Here is a 14,423-nt window from a genome sequence, read left to right on the forward strand (position 1 = left end):
GCGTCGCATCGCGCACCGCAAGCCCTTCATAAGCCTTGTCGGACAAGCATTGCATCTCGTCGCTAGGCATTAGGGGCAAATTCGGCCTGTCAGGAAGGGGAAGTGGATCCTGCAAGAAAACGGTTTCAGTCTTCGTCGCGCACCCAGCCAGACTCAAAATGATCACGCTGACCGCTGCGAGCTTCATTGCGGACGCTTTCAACATGCCTATCCCCTTCTGCTTTGGCGTTTGCGCTGGCGTTATCAGCCGCTTGGCGCTGTTCAATTCGCTCTTCGGACGTATCGGCGCGGCGTTTTTGCTTCTCCGCGCGCTCTGTAGCGGCCTCGCTCTTGCGCTGAGCGCCTTTTAACAGCACCCCCAGCACCAAGGCGACAAACCCCATAACGGCTGCCAGTAATTGCCAAATCTTGCTCATGGTCGCTTACCTCCGCGATTATCCAGCATGGCTAAGCCGCTATCGGCCATGTAGCCAAAGCCAAACGCGGCCATGGCCGTTACGTCACCTGAGTCAAACAAGTAGCCCATCGCGGCTGCGCTGCCCGCAAACCCAAGCGCTGTGCGATAAGGGCGCGACAAGACAAAGCCGACCAGGCCTATTTGCTCACCCGACGCCCTTAGCTCAACCACCTTTTTCAGTAGATGAACCAAGTGCCCAAGCACGGCCATCATGACCCCCATTACCACCAGCGCAGGCGTCATGACAGCGTGCCTCCGCGCCGCTGATAGAAATCGAGCAGATTCTGCATATCTACTTCGCGCTGCCCATAACCTGCGCCTGGGAACGATGCCCATATATTTGCGCACTTACGGATAGCGTCAGCGATGCGACCGCTCAATACATCGTCGTAAGCGCGGCGCTCGCGAATTTGCTGAACCGCGTAGCGATCTTGAGAGTCCGGACTGAAGTCAGGGAGGCCAAGCTGCTCTTGGTAGTGCTTCCAAAAGCGGTGCAGTATCTGGTAGCGGCCGGCTGCCGTGGAGTGAATGCCGTAGGCGGGTAGCCAGACACGCTTATTGGGGTGGTCGCTGAAGTCAGAGAGCAATGCGCCGCCAACAATGACGTCATAACCATCTTGATCGCCGTAACGGTCGGTGCCCTCAGCATGGGAGATCGTGTCCAGGAAGGCGCGAAGGTTGACCTCTCGGTCAGCCTCTGTCGCCTCAGCCTTCTCGGGCGCAACTGGCCGCGCCTTCAGCGCTGCCCACGTATTCCTCCCGGCGACACCATCAACCAGCAGCCCGTTACTGGCCTGGAAAGAGCGAACGGCCCGCTGCGTCGCAGGCCCGAACGCCCCGTCTACGTCATTCCCTGTAAACCCAAGCTTGCGCTGAAGCTTCCGCACCGCTTTGCCTCTATTACCTCGCCGTAAGATCATGATGCACCCTCATTAGTGTGGCGACGTTCCCACGCGCCCGAAGCGTTAAGACACAAAACATCAGCGCCAAAGCGCTTTGAAAAATACTGATATGCGGCTTAAAAAATACGATTTCTAACCCGGCGCACAAGAAGGTGCCTACAAGGGCGCTGGCCAGCAGCGATACATGCCGCTTGTAACGCAAGCTGCCGCGCCGAAAGAGGACAAGTCGTAGTGCAGCGATAAAGTAGCTAAACGCTGCAACCGTGGGTGCGATAGTTTGAATGAACCCTGCCTCAGACATTGTCATCCTCACTTGCCTTTCCTTTCCGGCGATCTAGCCACGTCGAAAGATCAACCTTATCGACGTACTTAATGAGTTTTAGCGACAGCGGAACAATCACCAGCGCCCCAATAAACCCGCCCGTGCCGTCATGCGTTACGGGCGTCTGAGCAACAATCTCCGGGGACATCAAGTAGCCGCACAGCGCCGAAAACAACAAGGCACCAATGCGCTGCCAAGCCCTTAGGTCATTCTTGCTATAGGCCACAAGCCCTGCGCCCAATGCCGCCCCCATTAGGGAGCCTGCGTTAATCCAAGGCAGCAGGGCCGCAAGCCCTATCCCGGTTGCCGTCACCGTTGCCGCCGCTGCGCTAGTCGCTGGTTCTGCCACATTGCCTCCTGTTGCGCATGGCTGGACACCTCATGACGCCTTCAGCGACGTCCCAGTGATGCCACCGTTTTTACTATTGCGCCGCAGGCGCGTATGACCCCGTTAAGGCGATCGTTGACCGCTGCCTGAAGCTTTAGCTCTTGCTCTTTCCCTTTGCGCCACTCTGCGTGGGCTTTACCCTCAAAGAAGGCTTCAACCTCGCTGTGCGTCATTCGTAGCGCTTCGGGAAGCGATGTAGACGAATATAGGGTGAGGCTATGCGCCAGATACCGCTGATTTTCCACCCAGGTACTTCGCGAGTTCGGTGATGCAGGCGCTAACTGGAAATCGCGCAGGCGGCTTTTCAGCCGCGCTGCCCTCTCTTGGCAGGGCAATCAAGCCGTGCTCATCCGCTTCCAAGATAAACAGGTGGTCTAATGCCTGTCGGCTCTGCTCAAACGCCCCCATCAGGCGCGTAAACACGCTCTCGGGGTAAGCGGCGATCACGCGCATACGCTCAATCATGGCGGCATCGATATCGCCACTGGTCGGTACCGCCTTGCCGTTGGGCACAAGCTGGGCTGCCATGCGGCCAATGCGCCAATGGGCATAACCAGAGACGTTGGGTATTTCCCCCTGTAGGCGCTCAATGGATCCCGCTAACGCGCCTGTTAGGTGGCGAACCTCCCAGCGATCGCCCTCAATGTCGCCGATCTCAACCAGGTCGTCGGGGTAGTCTTGCTCGCCTACCAGGTAATCCGAAAAGCGCGCCTCTCCGCCTGCTAGGCTAAAATCCGGCCCATCGTCCAGCGCTGACGCCATGTAGTGACACACCGCCATGGTGCGCTCTTGCACGGTCCAGTCTTCGGGGTTTTCGACGCCCTGAATGCTGTCGATCGAGGCGTGCAGAAAGGCGGTAGTCGCCTCCTCGTTGAGATGCGGAGGAATAGCAGCAAGGGCGATAGCGTCCAGCATGGACAGTTCTTTCATGCGCACGGTCAGGCGCTTGGTGCGCAGCACCGGGAAATTGATCATTTCATGTTGTCCCAATCATTGCGGTCAATGGCGGTCAGGGTCGCGAAGGTCACGGGTATCTGAAGCTGAATAAAGCGGCCGTACTTGTCGGAAGGCGAATTAAGCGGGACGCCGATAGTCTCGACCACCATGGGCGCGTAGGTGCGGCCCTTATAGTTAATCGCGATCATGGTCGGCGCGGCGGATGGCATGGCCGCTTCAACAAAGCCGTTAACGTCCCGATCGCCTTCCTTGAACCAATCAACTGCTGCAGTTAGTAGGGTTCCTTCAGGGGCTAGATGCTGAGGCAGCACCCAGCGCATTAGCTGGTCTAGCGGATCTTCTACCTCTGACTGAGGGTCGCGCCAGGCGCGAAGCATAATGGTCGCCTGCAGACGCAAAGGCGGCATGCCGCTGAACACCTGCGTTGAGTTCAGCTTGGTAATGCCCGTGCGCCCGCGTGCGGTTTCGCTGACCTCTTTGGTGGCTTCACCAGCGCCCACCCTTTCGGCTAATGGCTGTATCGCCCCACTTTGCAGCATGGCGGAGAGCGTAGGCGCGCGCGCCTCCGGCCCAGACCCCTCAAAGGGCGATTGCCAGTTAAGCGTTGCCTCTAAATTGGCATCATCCACGAACAGGCAGCGCACGCGGTTAGTCTCATCCAGGGGCTCACCTTTATGGTCAACCTCGTAGAGGGTGGCGATTAAGCTGGGATTGATACCATCCCAAAGGGGGCCAAGGCCCATAAACGGCAGCACCATGAAGCACTCTCCACGCTATAAAAAAGGCGGCCAGTGGCCGCCAAACACCTTGCTACGCCGGAATTACTTACCCATGCGCTTACGTACTTTCATGGACTTCAGGCGGCGGGCCTTCGCGCGCGGGTTATGCGCCTTCTTGCGCGCCTTACGGATAGCCAGCTTCTGCTTACCGGACAGCCGCACGTTGCCCGCAACACGCTTGTTTACGCGCTTTTTCTTGCCGCCACGAACCACTGTCTGCTTGCGATAGGTCGCATCAAACACAGCTTCTTGGTCGCTGTCGTCAAACGTGAATTCGTTAATGGTCGAATCCAGGTCATCACCATCGGGCAACGCCTCAGCCACTGCATCACGGATGCGCTCAGCCGCTTCGTCGTCCCAATCGTCTAGCAGCAAGCCGATCTCTTCGTCATCAATGCCCAGCGCAGACAGATAATCCCAGGCGGCTTCGCGGGCAACGTCGACAACATCGTTCTCGTCTTCGTCCAGCTCACCGTCCTGGTTGTCGTCTGCAATGCCCACCATCATGGCTAACAGCCGATCAGCGCTGCTCTCGCCTTCATCGAGGTCGTCTTCTTCGATCCACTGCTGAATAACGGCCACAGCATCCATGCGCAGGCTCATATGCTCATATTCGCCAGCGGAGTCGAGAACAGGCTCCCCGGCGTCATCCAGCACCATGAAACGGTGTGCCATGGCGTCATGTGACGCCTCGGCAGCGGATGGATTAGGCTTCGCGGGGTACATCAGCCCGCGAAGTACGTGTCGTAAATCGCTCATACTTGCTCCTTAGCGGCTAAGCGTTTGGGTAACGTGGATAGCCCGCGTGGTGCCGTCATAGCGCAGCCAGTAGCGAACATCCATCAGCTCATAGGGACGCTGCTCATTGGGCTGGACTTCAAAGCGCCATGCCGCGCCATTCATTGCCGGGTCATCGGACGGCACAAGCCAAGCGGATGCTTGAGCCTGCTCAAAGTGGGTGGTCAAGAAATCACGCATCTTCTTGATGGCCACCGACATTGGCAGCTGCAGAATGTCCTTACCGAAGCGAGTCACGGCGTCGTCAATGGACGTCGACATATCAGCAACAGCAATTAGCTTCTTAAGGCTGCTATCCACCATCGCGCTGGTTAGCGAGTCACGGAACACATAGCGCCCACCACCGGAGTAGTTCTCAAAGATCACCGGGTTAATCTTCGCCCGGGCCAATGCGTTGAGCTCCTGGTTGTTTGGTGAATAGGTCTGCACGATGCCTTGGCGGCTGATAGGCCACTCACGGCCCGCGATCGGGTAGTTCTTTGGCGCAAACCCCTTTGCGTTGACCCGCGCGTTACGCCCGCACGCCATGGCAATGTTGAGCGTTGCCGTGCCAAAGTGGCGCTTGCCATTAATGCCTGTCGGATCAATAGACTTCAGAGGCGCCCAGAACGCGTGAAGCAAATGCGCTTCAGCCATGCTGCCCAGGTTCATCTGCTCAACAAACGCAATCGCCCCTTCTACGTCCAATTCACCGGGGATATCAATACGAAGCTGACGGTTGGTGTCGAAGGACAAGCTAGCCAGCTCGGCAATCAAACCAGGTGCTTCACTGCCACACGATGCGATATAGGCATACCCATGCTGGGTGCCGTAAAGCTGCTCACGCGCGGTAATGTAGTTCTCGACTTCGTAAGCGGCGTCGCCTTCATCGAAGTAATCCATCACCGCAGACGTAGACCACTGTTCGCGGTACATCGAGTCATAGCCGTAGGCGTCAGAATCCGGGCCGATGGTGGCATTGGCACCGGTCATGACTTCCAGGCGATCGGTGCGCGCCTCGATCACGGTCGGCAAGTAATACGAATTGCCGTTATCGTCCACAGCATCACGATTGAGCGAGCCAGTTACCTCCACCAGCTTTTCACCGTTAGGCTCAAGCAAGCGCAGCGTAATAACGTCATTGGCAACGTTGACGCCACCTTCACGCTTCTCGTCGGCGCGAAACTCGACCATTACGCCATCGTTAAAGCACTCAAAGTGCTTAATGGCCATCAGGAAGTCAGTCTCGGGCTCGGTTTCTGAAACGCTGAACGCTAAAGCGCCGGTAGGCTCGCTGGACGTTTCGTCTAGCACCTGCGTCACCACGATCCAACTGAGCACTGACGTGGCAGAATGAAGGCGGGCTATAACGGCCTCGTAGGCGCCATTGTCCAGCGCTTCGCGCACATGCACGTAGGCCTCATTGAGCGCGTTATCACGCATCGACTCGCCAGGGCCAAGGCGCTGACGCACGTTGCTACGGTTCACTTTAAAGGCGCGATCAATACGACCGCGCGTCGCCCGCATAGCGGTGGCAAAGATTTGATCTTCATTGCCCGTGGTAGGGATCTCGGAGTTATCGACCAAGGGGTTCAACTGAACCCCCGACTCGGCTCCTAACTGACGAACAAATGAAACGGTCATGATTAGCCCCCTTGCTCGTCAGACTTCTTGTCCGCCGCTGCCTTGGCCTCTTCAAACGCTTTCAGGCCGCCTGCAGTGAGGGTGCCATCTTCGCGCACCTGATTGCGGAGCGGTTCAAAACTGACGCCCTGCAGCTCAACGATGAAGGCCTCTTCATCGTCTTGCACCACCGTGATGACGGGATTGCCGTCGCCGCTACCACCATCGCCGCCTGACCCACCGGTCTGATCAGTCTGACTGGCCTGGTCGTCCTCTGGGTCAGTCTCGCCTGCATCACGGGTAACCATTTCCACCAGCGACGCCGCCTTATTCAGCTTGGCCACCTGCTCAAAGCTGGACACGGCGCGCTGCAACCGGTCAAAACTCTTGAACGTGGCGGTGCGGGTAGCCAAGGGGCGAAACGTGCCCCCGGCTTCAGGCATGCTGAGCGTGATTGTCATCTTGTTGATGATCATCACCTCAAGGGGGAACTTGGCGTTGCCAAACACCCCCAATGCCCGCTTATTGGCACCGTCCTTACCCAAGGACGGTGCGCCAATGATTAGTCGAGCCATGCTCTACTACTCCTTAAAACAGGTTGGTGACGTTGATCAACGCACAGCCAGTGGAGCTAGGTTGGTGCGGGTTGACGCTGGTGAAGTTACGCGCGTAGAAACCGGCGCCTGACTTCAGGTCAGTCTGGGTTGACAGCGGAATAACGGTCGGCGGTACCGCGTCACCCAGTACGAACGGGTTACGGGTCACATCAGTTGCACGGCCAACACACAGAATTTCAGCGCTAGAGCCATCCTCAACCACCACTTTGGGGCTGTAATAAACGTCATAGCGGTTGAACAGACGACCCAGACGGAAGATGCCGGGACGCTCAACAACGCCGGACGGCTGCCAGATGTCGGTAGGCAGGCCCTGCATTTGCGCGGCAACCTTCTCGCCTACGTATAAGTGAGTAATGCCGTGGTTCATGGTGGAAAGCGCCATGCGCTGGCTAGCAGCACCTACCACAGAGCTAAAGTCGCGCCATACGTCGCTGCGTGACTTGTAATCGCCCTGCGTTGCCCAAGCAAAATCAAAGGTGTCTTGGTTGCGTCCCGCTAGGCGGCGGGCCTTGCGCAGCACTTCATAGTGACGCTCGTTAGCAAACTGGGACTGAATGCCTAGTACGCCTTCGCTGTACGGATCAAGGCCCAATTCGTTAGCCATTTGCGTACGGCTATCGATGGTCTGGTGGGTCGTGACGCGCCACGGCTTGGCATGCAGCTGGAAGGTATCGACAGCGGTGATAATCTCGGGCGTCAGTTCAGGCGCACGCTCGTAGTCGATAAAGGCTTCAACCAGCACGCTAGTGCTTTCAGGCACTGCCGGGGTAGCTGTTAGCGCAATCACGCCCGTATCAGGGTGAATCGTGCCGCTAATCTGGTGCGTGGTGTCGGCAATGCGGATCTGACCACTCACGGCAGAGGCGCCGGTACCGCTGGACGACACTTCTTTAGCCGCTACCATGCCATCGACGTACACAAGCGCGCGCCCACGTAGCAACTTAACGGCAGTTGCGTTCGGGTCGCAGGTATCCGGTGTCGCCTGAACGGCGGTGATCTTGCCGGTAATCGCGCCCGTGGGGCTACCTGCATCCATCACGACTTCACAGCGATGCTCACGACCAGACGTGATATACGCATCGCCAGACGCACCACCGTCCATGATGTCGCCCGCCGCGTAGCTGCCGTAATCTTTACCGGCCTGGTGGGTCATGATGGCAAGACGTGCTTCGTTGGACTTAATGTCCGCTGGCAGGTAGTGCGCAAACGGAATCGCTTCCGTCAGCGTGGCCAGGATGGCAACCACGGCACGGTTAGGCTGCAATGACAGGGCGTCATGCGCTTCACTGGTCGCAGAGTCGAACTGCATGCCTGACGCGCGGCGCGCATCATTAGTGGTGGCATACGCTAGGTGCATCGCTTGCTGCAGAACGTCTGCAGGGCAATCGCCACCGTGACTGGTGCGATAAGACGCGGCGCCGTCCAAAATGGCGCGCGTCATCATGCTAGCCGTCTTGTCGTCAGCCTCGTCGAGGGTCGCTTGCAGCTTTTCCGGCACCTTGACGCCGGTAGATTGATTGGTCGCATTGACCAGGAAGTCGTCAGCCGCAGCCGAATCAAACACGCCACCGCTGGTAGACGCATCGCGCAGGCTGTCAAAAAATTCAGCCACTTCGGCGGTCTCGCGGCTGTTGTATTGCTGAGGCATAGCCCTCTCTCCTTTACTCACAGGTAAGTGCAAGGCCGACCAACGGTGGCCGGATAGAGAGAGTGTGAAGGGGCGCTAATGCGGTAAGTTGGGCGTTTTTCCGGGTTTGAAGCGCAAAAAAGCCCAGCGCTGCGGCCGGGCTTTCAAATTATGGCTATAAAACTTATTGAGTTGCTATTTTTCGCCGCTGTCTTGTTCTGGCTGACGGATCTTATTATCCATATCAGCAGGGAGAATATAATTCAGGTAATCGCGAAGCTGTATAAGCGACCGAACGTCGGCATCACAGTAGGAAAACAGGGGCTCCCCATCATCTGTGTCTACGGAGGTAATGGTCATGTCAAACCAAGGGCTGCCTTTTATATATGTTATCTCAAGTCCGCAGGTACCGTACTCTCCGTCAGGTATGCTCGGAGACTTTACGTCAACAGCGAATGTCGTGTAGGGCTTAGGAGCATAATCTTTGCTTTTTTCTCTCGGGTGGCTCATCTTTCGTCACCTTCTTGGGCTTGCTTGTTTAGCGCCTCGTTGATGAGGAGTGCCATTCTATCTCTGTTTTCAAACAAGTTATAAATAAGCAGATTAAGATGGTCAGCCGCTTCAAAGAGTGGCTCATCTGCTATCTCATGCTCTTCAAGGGTCGCGTTAGTTTCACTTGGGTCTGGAAAAGCATGGTTCAGGAGTCTTGATTCCGTAACTGCCGATACTCCCGGCGCTACAATTTTCTCGATACTCCCAATGGCCTGGCAGATAGCCAAATAGGCATCTGCCAGCGTGTCATTATCTTCAGCGCTCTCTGCCCACTCGAAGGCTATTTTAAGGGCAGCATCGCTGGCGTCCGGCTTCTTTTGATCGCTCATGCCTTGCACCCTCCCCGGAAAGCTCTCAGGCCACCATAGTCAGCTATTTGTAGCTCTATTTCGTATATGCTCTTTCTGCCAAAGCCCTGAATTTTTAACGCTTCTGCCTCGTTAAGATCTAACATGTCAGAAATAGTGTTAATGCCTGCTTCTTTAAGACGGCGGGCGGTTCTTGCAGTCATGTAGAGCGCGTCTATGCTTTCGGATGGGCTGGGTAAGTGTTCGACGCCAGACGGGCAGCTTTTTTGGCTCTGCTCTGAATTGTCGGGATCTTTATGGCGGTATTTGGTGGCTGATTCAAGCTTTTCGGCAAGGGCGCGCAACTGGGCTGCCATTGAAAGCGTTCTTCCAATTTGCTGCGACCCAGGAATCGAGCCATCGCTGCAAGTGAAGTTATCAAGATAATGCTGGACTAGCTCATCCACGCTCGAATTAGTGATTTCACCATCGACGTCATATCGCGCAACATAAAATTCCAGCGGCTGCGACGTGGCTTGTAGGCTATTCCATCTAAAAAGGCAGAGTGGTTCGCTCATATCTGCGTCTCCTAAAACGCTCCTGATTTGATTAGAGCGGCAGGCTGGTCAGGAAAGCCAGCTTTTCGGGAGCTACCCTAGCCGCTATTACAGCTTACCTTTTCTAAGCTATCTCGTCATCCTCTGGCTGCAACGGATTGGCAATATCCAAATCATCGCGGCGGTTAACTACATAGCGCGGCACAAACGGCGGCACGTTAACCACGGCTTCGACCTCGACAATCTCATAGGCAATTCTGGCAGTATCATCGCCCGCGCCCATCAATAGATAAAACACGTCACGATTCAGCACCTCAAAACCGCCCGGGTCGCCTATCTTCTCCTCCGGCTCAATCAGAAAGCGCAGCTCGTCGGCATAGCCATTGTTAGCGTCGCGGCGATCCATCATTTGGGAGGGCTGAAAGACCTCTCCCGGTAGCGCAAAGCCAAGGCCCACCAGCTCCCAGCGAATATCATCCTCGTCTTCTGAGGAAATTGTCATCATGCCGCCCAAGGTGGGCGCGCCTCCGACCTCATCAGCACTGGTGCGGCCAACGCGGCGCCGATACACCTCGCAGTTGTAGGCATTCGGGTGATTGATAATCACGTTGCGAGCCATGGCGTTGATGCCTTTGGGCACGTTATTAAGCATATTACTTACCTCCCAGTATTGCGGCGGCTTGCTCAGCCGTTAAGCCTAGCTCACGGGCGGCAGCTATAAGCTTTTCACGCGCGGCGGGGTTTCCTTTTAGCGCCTGCATGCGCTTACTACCGTTGGCTATCTTCTTTGGCTTCGTAGTGGTGGCACGACTTTGCTTGCGCAAAGCCTGGCGAGAGCGGTCAAAGTCACGATCACCTGTTGTGGTTGCGCCGCCGCGAGGGCGCTTCGCCTGTTTCTCAGCCAGTCGCTCGGCTTCTTTCTGCTGCTGACGGATATGCCCGCTGCCGTCCTCGTTCTGGCGTCCTTTCTCGATGGCTCGGGTCAGGAAGGCTTGCACGGCACTACCGCCTTCAATCTCAGACATCACGCGCAACACATGCTTGCAGGCAACGCCGTTCAGCTTAGGGTTGCGGATCTTGGGAAAGCCCGTTTCGGGACGGCCCGCGTTGTAACGGCCTAGCGTGGCGATATAGCGGAACCAATAGCGATGGCGGCCACAATCACAATCAAAGCGCACACCCTCTTTGCGTAGGCGCGCGGCTGCCCGCTTGGGTGACTCGGCACCGGAGGCGATCGCTGTTTGGTACCCGGTAAACTCCACCGTGACATGGTGCCGGTTAACATCGCTATCCGGCCCCGCGTTAGTGATAAATCGCACCTCTAGTGCGGATACTTGGCGGTTTCTGCCCCTAACGCCACGCGCTGCCGAAGCCACGGCCATGGTGATTTGACGCCGTGCACGGTCACGATCCCCCGGCAGTGACATATCAATCACCTGGCGTGAGCTAATGCCGCCTTGGAAGCGCTGCCCAGCCACGCGGGCGTTATGCCGGAACATGGCAAGGTCATCGCTGGTGATCGGCCTGACCTGACCGCCTAGCGTGGTCATGAGCATACGGCCCGCGTCGTAACTGCCGCTTACCTCATTGGGGTTAAGGATATTAGGCGCCGCTTGCCGCTGGCGTTGATCCTCTCCCGCGCGCGCCCTTGCTTCCGAGGCGCTGCCGCGCAGCCTTGCCACTGCCCTATGGTCATTTATCGCCACTAGTTAGCCCTCCAGGTAGGGCGCCCGCCTTTACGGCTGCTGGCCCGTGACTCAAAGCCTGCACGGCGTTTAAACATACGCAGGCGGTCAGCCGTAGGGAGCACTAAGCGCTGTTGGTTTAACGGCTGATCGACGGAATCCATACCCGCAGCGGCCATAATGGCTAAGAATTCGCCCGCATCGTCGTAGACCTTGCGTGCTGTTAGCGTTATATCCCAGCGCTCATCGGGGGCTACATCGTGATAAATCGCCTGCTCCCACGGCTTCACGGACTGCGAGAAGTCACGCACCAGGCGATAGAATACGCGCGCCGCTTGGCTGTTCTGATCCACGCTCATATGGTGACCGCCTGACCGGACAGCAGCTGACTTAACTCATCCGCCATGCCTAAGGTGTCCGAAATAGCGCTGTAGTTACGTGCATAGCGGCATAACGCCAGCGCGCCTATCTGGGCATTGCCCGCTTCCGGCGAAATGCGGTAAATCGGCCCGCTAACGTCGATACCATCCAATTCAATACCACCGGAAGGGTCGGCACGCATTGCGCGCTCTGTAAAGCGTAGACAGGCGCTCTTGCCGTCCGCCGCTACACTGCCCTTGAGCTCGTAGTAGGCAGAAATAGCGCTCTTCAGGTCTTCGTAGGAAAACAGCGAATCACGGTCAGCGCGGGAATCAGTCTCTATCAGCACGCAGCCGTCCCGCCTCGGGATAACATCGACCACCGCCGCTATTACCAGGATGCCGGTCTCTTCATCCAATGCGCCCAGCACCGTTTGAGGGCGACCCGCAAACCCGGCCATGTTGGCCTGTATCTGGATCATGACGTTGGCTCCTCGGGGTATTCGTCCACCTGCTGGACAAGCGGGTAGCCCGCTGGATCGTCGGTACCGGGAACACCTTGCCCATCGTTGGCCTCGCCTGGCTTGGGCGACATAAACAGCGGCACCGTGACCTTAAGCACTACGTCCACCGCCAAGATCGTGAGGTTCTTATTGCCTGTTTCAACGCTCATGGCCGGGTTATCAGGCGCCTCGATCTGTGCGGGGTACTGATGCTCAAGGCCCGCAAACGGGTAGCTCGCTGGAAAGCGGCGACGGCTTGGCGAGTCGAGAAAAAGCAGGAATTGCGCCGCTAGGCTCTTGGCGGTTGGCTCATCACTGGCAAAGAAGGCCAGTTGTGCGCGAATCTCTCCCGCGACCGTGCGCACGCGAAAGTAGCGCTTCTTAGGGTCTTCGGGAAAGGTGATATCCACCGCGTCGGAGATTTGCGTGGTAAAGCTCTTCTCCGCTGGCGTCCAGTCCTTCGCCACGCCCACCAGGACGACTGGAAGGCTTGGCGGCCGGGTCGGCCCTTGGCGCGTGTCATTGCGCTGGTACGCCGCTAGCATTTCCTCGGCCTTGTCCACCATCCGTGTAGGCGCCCATGCCATGCAGTAGGGAAAGCCGCGTTCAACAAACTCCTGCAGGGGCTTGGTGGTGGGTACCACTTCGCTATAGAACGCCTGCAGGAACTCGCCTAGTCCGGCTTTAACCGGCTCAAACATGGGTGAACATCCGGCGCTTCAGTCGCAAATAGTCGCGATCGTCTTCCTCTTTGGCTTCGGGGTTCTGAACGCTGGGGAGTGCGCTATCAAGGAAGAAGCGGCGATCCTTTTCATGCTGCTTGCTCGCGCTTGTAGTGCTGTCGGCAATGAGTGCCTTAACGCTCTCTTCACGCTTTTCCAGCAAGTCGAGTAGTTCACGGTTCTCATGCTCAAAGCGAGACGCAGAATCCAGCGCCAAACGCACATTGGCCTCCATCATCTCGAAAAGCCGGTTCATGGCCTCCACTTGCTCGGCATGCTCGGCAGATAGCACGTCATCAAGCGTCATTTCGCCGCTGTTGACGCTATCAAGCACCAGGTCATAGCCGCGATTGGTCGAGTAGTTGGGGTCGTTCACCCAGTCGAAGCCGAAAAGCTCGGGCTTGCGCGGGTCGATAGCAGAGGAGAAGCCGCCTACCCGGTTCGCGTACATGCGCGCGGCTAGCTGACCAGTCGCGGTATCAAGGAACTCGGTTTGATGCTCGATAGTGCCATCATCGAAGGCCTTGAGGTGCGTGGTCACCACCGCCGGCTCAACTGAGTGCGCCTTGCCCTCAGCGATGCCGCCTTCAGCGGGGTCCATGCCAAAGCGTACACGCGGCCAGTGGCCGAAATAGCCCAGCATGCCGCGCGTGCTTACGCGCTCCTGCGTGGCTGGAGAGTTGATGCTATCCACAATGACAGGGATGTCGAAATTGCGCTCAACGCCACGGTATTGGCGTCCGCGCTCTTTGAGGTTGTACTTGATGAGCGGTGGCTGTTGCATGATATGCCCTCACGGTTGTTTACCATGAGGCATGATGGGGTAGTGTTAAAGAGGATCTATGGGGTATTTTCCGAAGATGCGCGGTGCGCGCACACGCGCACAGGGGGGGCTCCTGTCTGTCTTTTTGCGTTATTTCTTATTTTATCCTTGATCATATAGCTCCAATGGAGCTATAGTAACCACATCAGGACGGCACACCGCCAGCCCTGAACCTCTAAGGAGAAGGCAACATGACTATCGAACACGGCATCGCACAAAACGGCACTCACTACGTAGAAGCGGAAGCGGGCACCGTTAACATCGGCGACACCTTCACCAAAGAATTCCGCGTTGACGCAAGGCCGCTAACTAAAAAAATGATTCGCCTTGGCATCGAAGGCCACCCCGCCGCCACCGTTATTCGCACCTGTACGGTTACCGGCATGGGCCAAGAATTCACCGTAGGCAACCCAGGCGAATATAAGCAGATGCAGCGCTTTTACTGCGACATGCAAGAACAACGCATCTACGACGCGGAGTAATCAA

At 57.0% G+C, this 14,423-nt stretch carries 22 protein-coding genes; 1 reads left to right on the plus strand and 21 read right to left on the minus strand.

Going from position 1 to position 14,423, the window contains the following annotated elements; all coding sequences use genetic code 11:
• Positions 1-125: 125 nt before the first annotated feature.
• The 21 genes from V8L71_RS07855 to V8L71_RS07950 form a co-directional block, all read right to left on the minus strand.
• Positions 126-416, minus strand: coding sequence for a hypothetical protein (locus V8L71_RS07855; RefSeq protein ID WP_336273721.1), 291 nt, complete (start codon positions 414-416; stop codon positions 126-128).
• The gene (locus V8L71_RS07860; RefSeq protein ID WP_336273722.1) at positions 413-700 is read right to left on the minus strand and encodes a hypothetical protein; all 288 of its coding nucleotides are present in this window, start codon (positions 698-700) and stop codon (positions 413-415) included. Before V8L71_RS07860 ends, V8L71_RS07855 begins: the two co-directional genes overlap by 4 nt.
• Positions 697-1,377 carry a peptidoglycan-binding protein gene (locus tag V8L71_RS07865; RefSeq protein ID WP_336273723.1) on the minus strand — a complete coding sequence of 227 codons (681 nt, stop codon included), beginning with the start codon at positions 1,375-1,377 and terminating at the stop codon, positions 697-699. Before V8L71_RS07865 ends, V8L71_RS07860 begins: the two co-directional genes overlap by 4 nt.
• The gene (locus V8L71_RS20735) at positions 1,358-1,666 is read right to left on the minus strand and encodes a phage holin family protein (protein ID WP_431313169.1); all 309 of its coding nucleotides are present in this window, start codon (positions 1,664-1,666) and stop codon (positions 1,358-1,360) included. The genes V8L71_RS07865 and V8L71_RS20735 overlap by 20 nt, the downstream gene beginning before the upstream one ends.
• Positions 1,653-2,030 (minus strand): putative holin, encoded by a 378-nt coding sequence (locus tag V8L71_RS07870; RefSeq protein WP_336273724.1) that lies wholly within the window; start codon positions 2,028-2,030, stop codon positions 1,653-1,655. Before V8L71_RS07870 ends, V8L71_RS20735 begins: the two co-directional genes overlap by 14 nt.
• A 41-nt stretch (positions 2,031-2,071) precedes the next feature.
• Entirely contained in the window at positions 2,072-2,242 is a 171-nt protein-coding gene (locus V8L71_RS07875) for a hypothetical protein (protein ID WP_336273725.1), read from the minus strand.
• Positions 2,243-2,285: 43 nt separating this feature from the next.
• Positions 2,286-3,044: a hypothetical protein gene (locus V8L71_RS07880; protein WP_336273726.1), complete on the minus strand. Its 759-nt coding sequence runs from the start codon at positions 3,042-3,044 to the stop codon at positions 2,286-2,288.
• The gene (locus tag V8L71_RS07885; protein WP_336273727.1) at positions 3,041-3,784 is read right to left on the minus strand and encodes a hypothetical protein; all 744 of its coding nucleotides are present in this window, start codon (positions 3,782-3,784) and stop codon (positions 3,041-3,043) included. The genes V8L71_RS07880 and V8L71_RS07885 overlap by 4 nt, the downstream gene beginning before the upstream one ends.
• 63 nt (positions 3,785-3,847) lie before the next feature.
• A complete protein-coding gene (locus tag V8L71_RS07890) occupies positions 3,848-4,564 on the minus strand; it encodes a hypothetical protein (protein ID WP_336273728.1) in 717 nt (238 codons plus the stop codon).
• Between the two features lie 9 nt (positions 4,565-4,573).
• Positions 4,574-6,226, minus strand: coding sequence for a hypothetical protein (locus V8L71_RS07895; protein WP_336273729.1), 1,653 nt, complete (start codon positions 6,224-6,226; stop codon positions 4,574-4,576).
• A gap of 2 nt (positions 6,227-6,228) precedes the next feature.
• Complete coding sequence (locus V8L71_RS07900; RefSeq protein ID WP_336273730.1) at positions 6,229-6,780, minus strand: hypothetical protein; 552 nt, start codon at positions 6,778-6,780, stop codon at positions 6,229-6,231.
• Between the two features lie 13 nt (positions 6,781-6,793).
• Complete coding sequence (locus V8L71_RS07905; protein WP_336273731.1) at positions 6,794-8,470, minus strand: hypothetical protein; 1,677 nt, start codon at positions 8,468-8,470, stop codon at positions 6,794-6,796.
• A gap of 174 nt (positions 8,471-8,644) precedes the next feature.
• Positions 8,645-8,959 carry a hypothetical protein gene (locus V8L71_RS07910; RefSeq protein WP_336273732.1) on the minus strand — a complete coding sequence of 105 codons (315 nt, stop codon included), beginning with the start codon at positions 8,957-8,959 and terminating at the stop codon, positions 8,645-8,647.
• Positions 8,956-9,330, minus strand: a complete 375-nt coding sequence (locus V8L71_RS07915; protein WP_336273733.1) for a hypothetical protein — start codon at positions 9,328-9,330, stop codon at positions 8,956-8,958. Before V8L71_RS07915 ends, V8L71_RS07910 begins: the two co-directional genes overlap by 4 nt.
• Complete coding sequence (locus V8L71_RS07920) at positions 9,327-9,866, minus strand: DNA-directed RNA polymerase subunit alpha C-terminal domain-containing protein (protein WP_336273734.1); 540 nt, start codon at positions 9,864-9,866, stop codon at positions 9,327-9,329. The genes V8L71_RS07915 and V8L71_RS07920 overlap by 4 nt, the downstream gene beginning before the upstream one ends.
• Positions 9,867-9,969: 103 nt before the next feature.
• Positions 9,970-10,497: a hypothetical protein gene (locus V8L71_RS07925; RefSeq protein WP_336273735.1), complete on the minus strand. Its 528-nt coding sequence runs from the start codon at positions 10,495-10,497 to the stop codon at positions 9,970-9,972.
• Between the two features lies 1 nt (position 10,498).
• Complete coding sequence (locus V8L71_RS07930) at positions 10,499-11,551, minus strand: hypothetical protein (protein ID WP_336273736.1); 1,053 nt, start codon at positions 11,549-11,551, stop codon at positions 10,499-10,501.
• Positions 11,551-11,889, minus strand: a complete 339-nt coding sequence (locus tag V8L71_RS07935; RefSeq protein ID WP_336273737.1) for a hypothetical protein — start codon at positions 11,887-11,889, stop codon at positions 11,551-11,553. The genes V8L71_RS07930 and V8L71_RS07935 overlap by 1 nt, the downstream gene beginning before the upstream one ends.
• Positions 11,886-12,371 (minus strand): hypothetical protein, encoded by a 486-nt coding sequence (locus tag V8L71_RS07940; protein WP_336273738.1) that lies wholly within the window; start codon positions 12,369-12,371, stop codon positions 11,886-11,888. Before V8L71_RS07940 ends, V8L71_RS07935 begins: the two co-directional genes overlap by 4 nt.
• Positions 12,368-13,093 (minus strand): hypothetical protein, encoded by a 726-nt coding sequence (locus V8L71_RS07945; RefSeq protein WP_336273739.1) that lies wholly within the window; start codon positions 13,091-13,093, stop codon positions 12,368-12,370. Before V8L71_RS07945 ends, V8L71_RS07940 begins: the two co-directional genes overlap by 4 nt.
• Positions 13,086-13,898 carry a hypothetical protein gene (locus V8L71_RS07950; RefSeq protein WP_336273740.1) on the minus strand — a complete coding sequence of 271 codons (813 nt, stop codon included), beginning with the start codon at positions 13,896-13,898 and terminating at the stop codon, positions 13,086-13,088. The genes V8L71_RS07945 and V8L71_RS07950 overlap by 8 nt, the downstream gene beginning before the upstream one ends.
• Before the next feature lie 230 nt (positions 13,899-14,128).
• On the opposite strand from V8L71_RS07950, the gene V8L71_RS07955 reads away from it, so the two are divergent.
• The gene (locus V8L71_RS07955; protein WP_336273741.1) at positions 14,129-14,419 is read left to right on the plus strand and encodes a hypothetical protein; all 291 of its coding nucleotides are present in this window, start codon (positions 14,129-14,131) and stop codon (positions 14,417-14,419) included.
• Positions 14,420-14,423 lie beyond the last annotated feature (4 nt).

Source organism: Vreelandella indica (assembly GCF_037070225.1).
Classification (GTDB): domain Bacteria; phylum Pseudomonadota; class Gammaproteobacteria; order Pseudomonadales; family Halomonadaceae; genus Vreelandella; species Vreelandella arctica.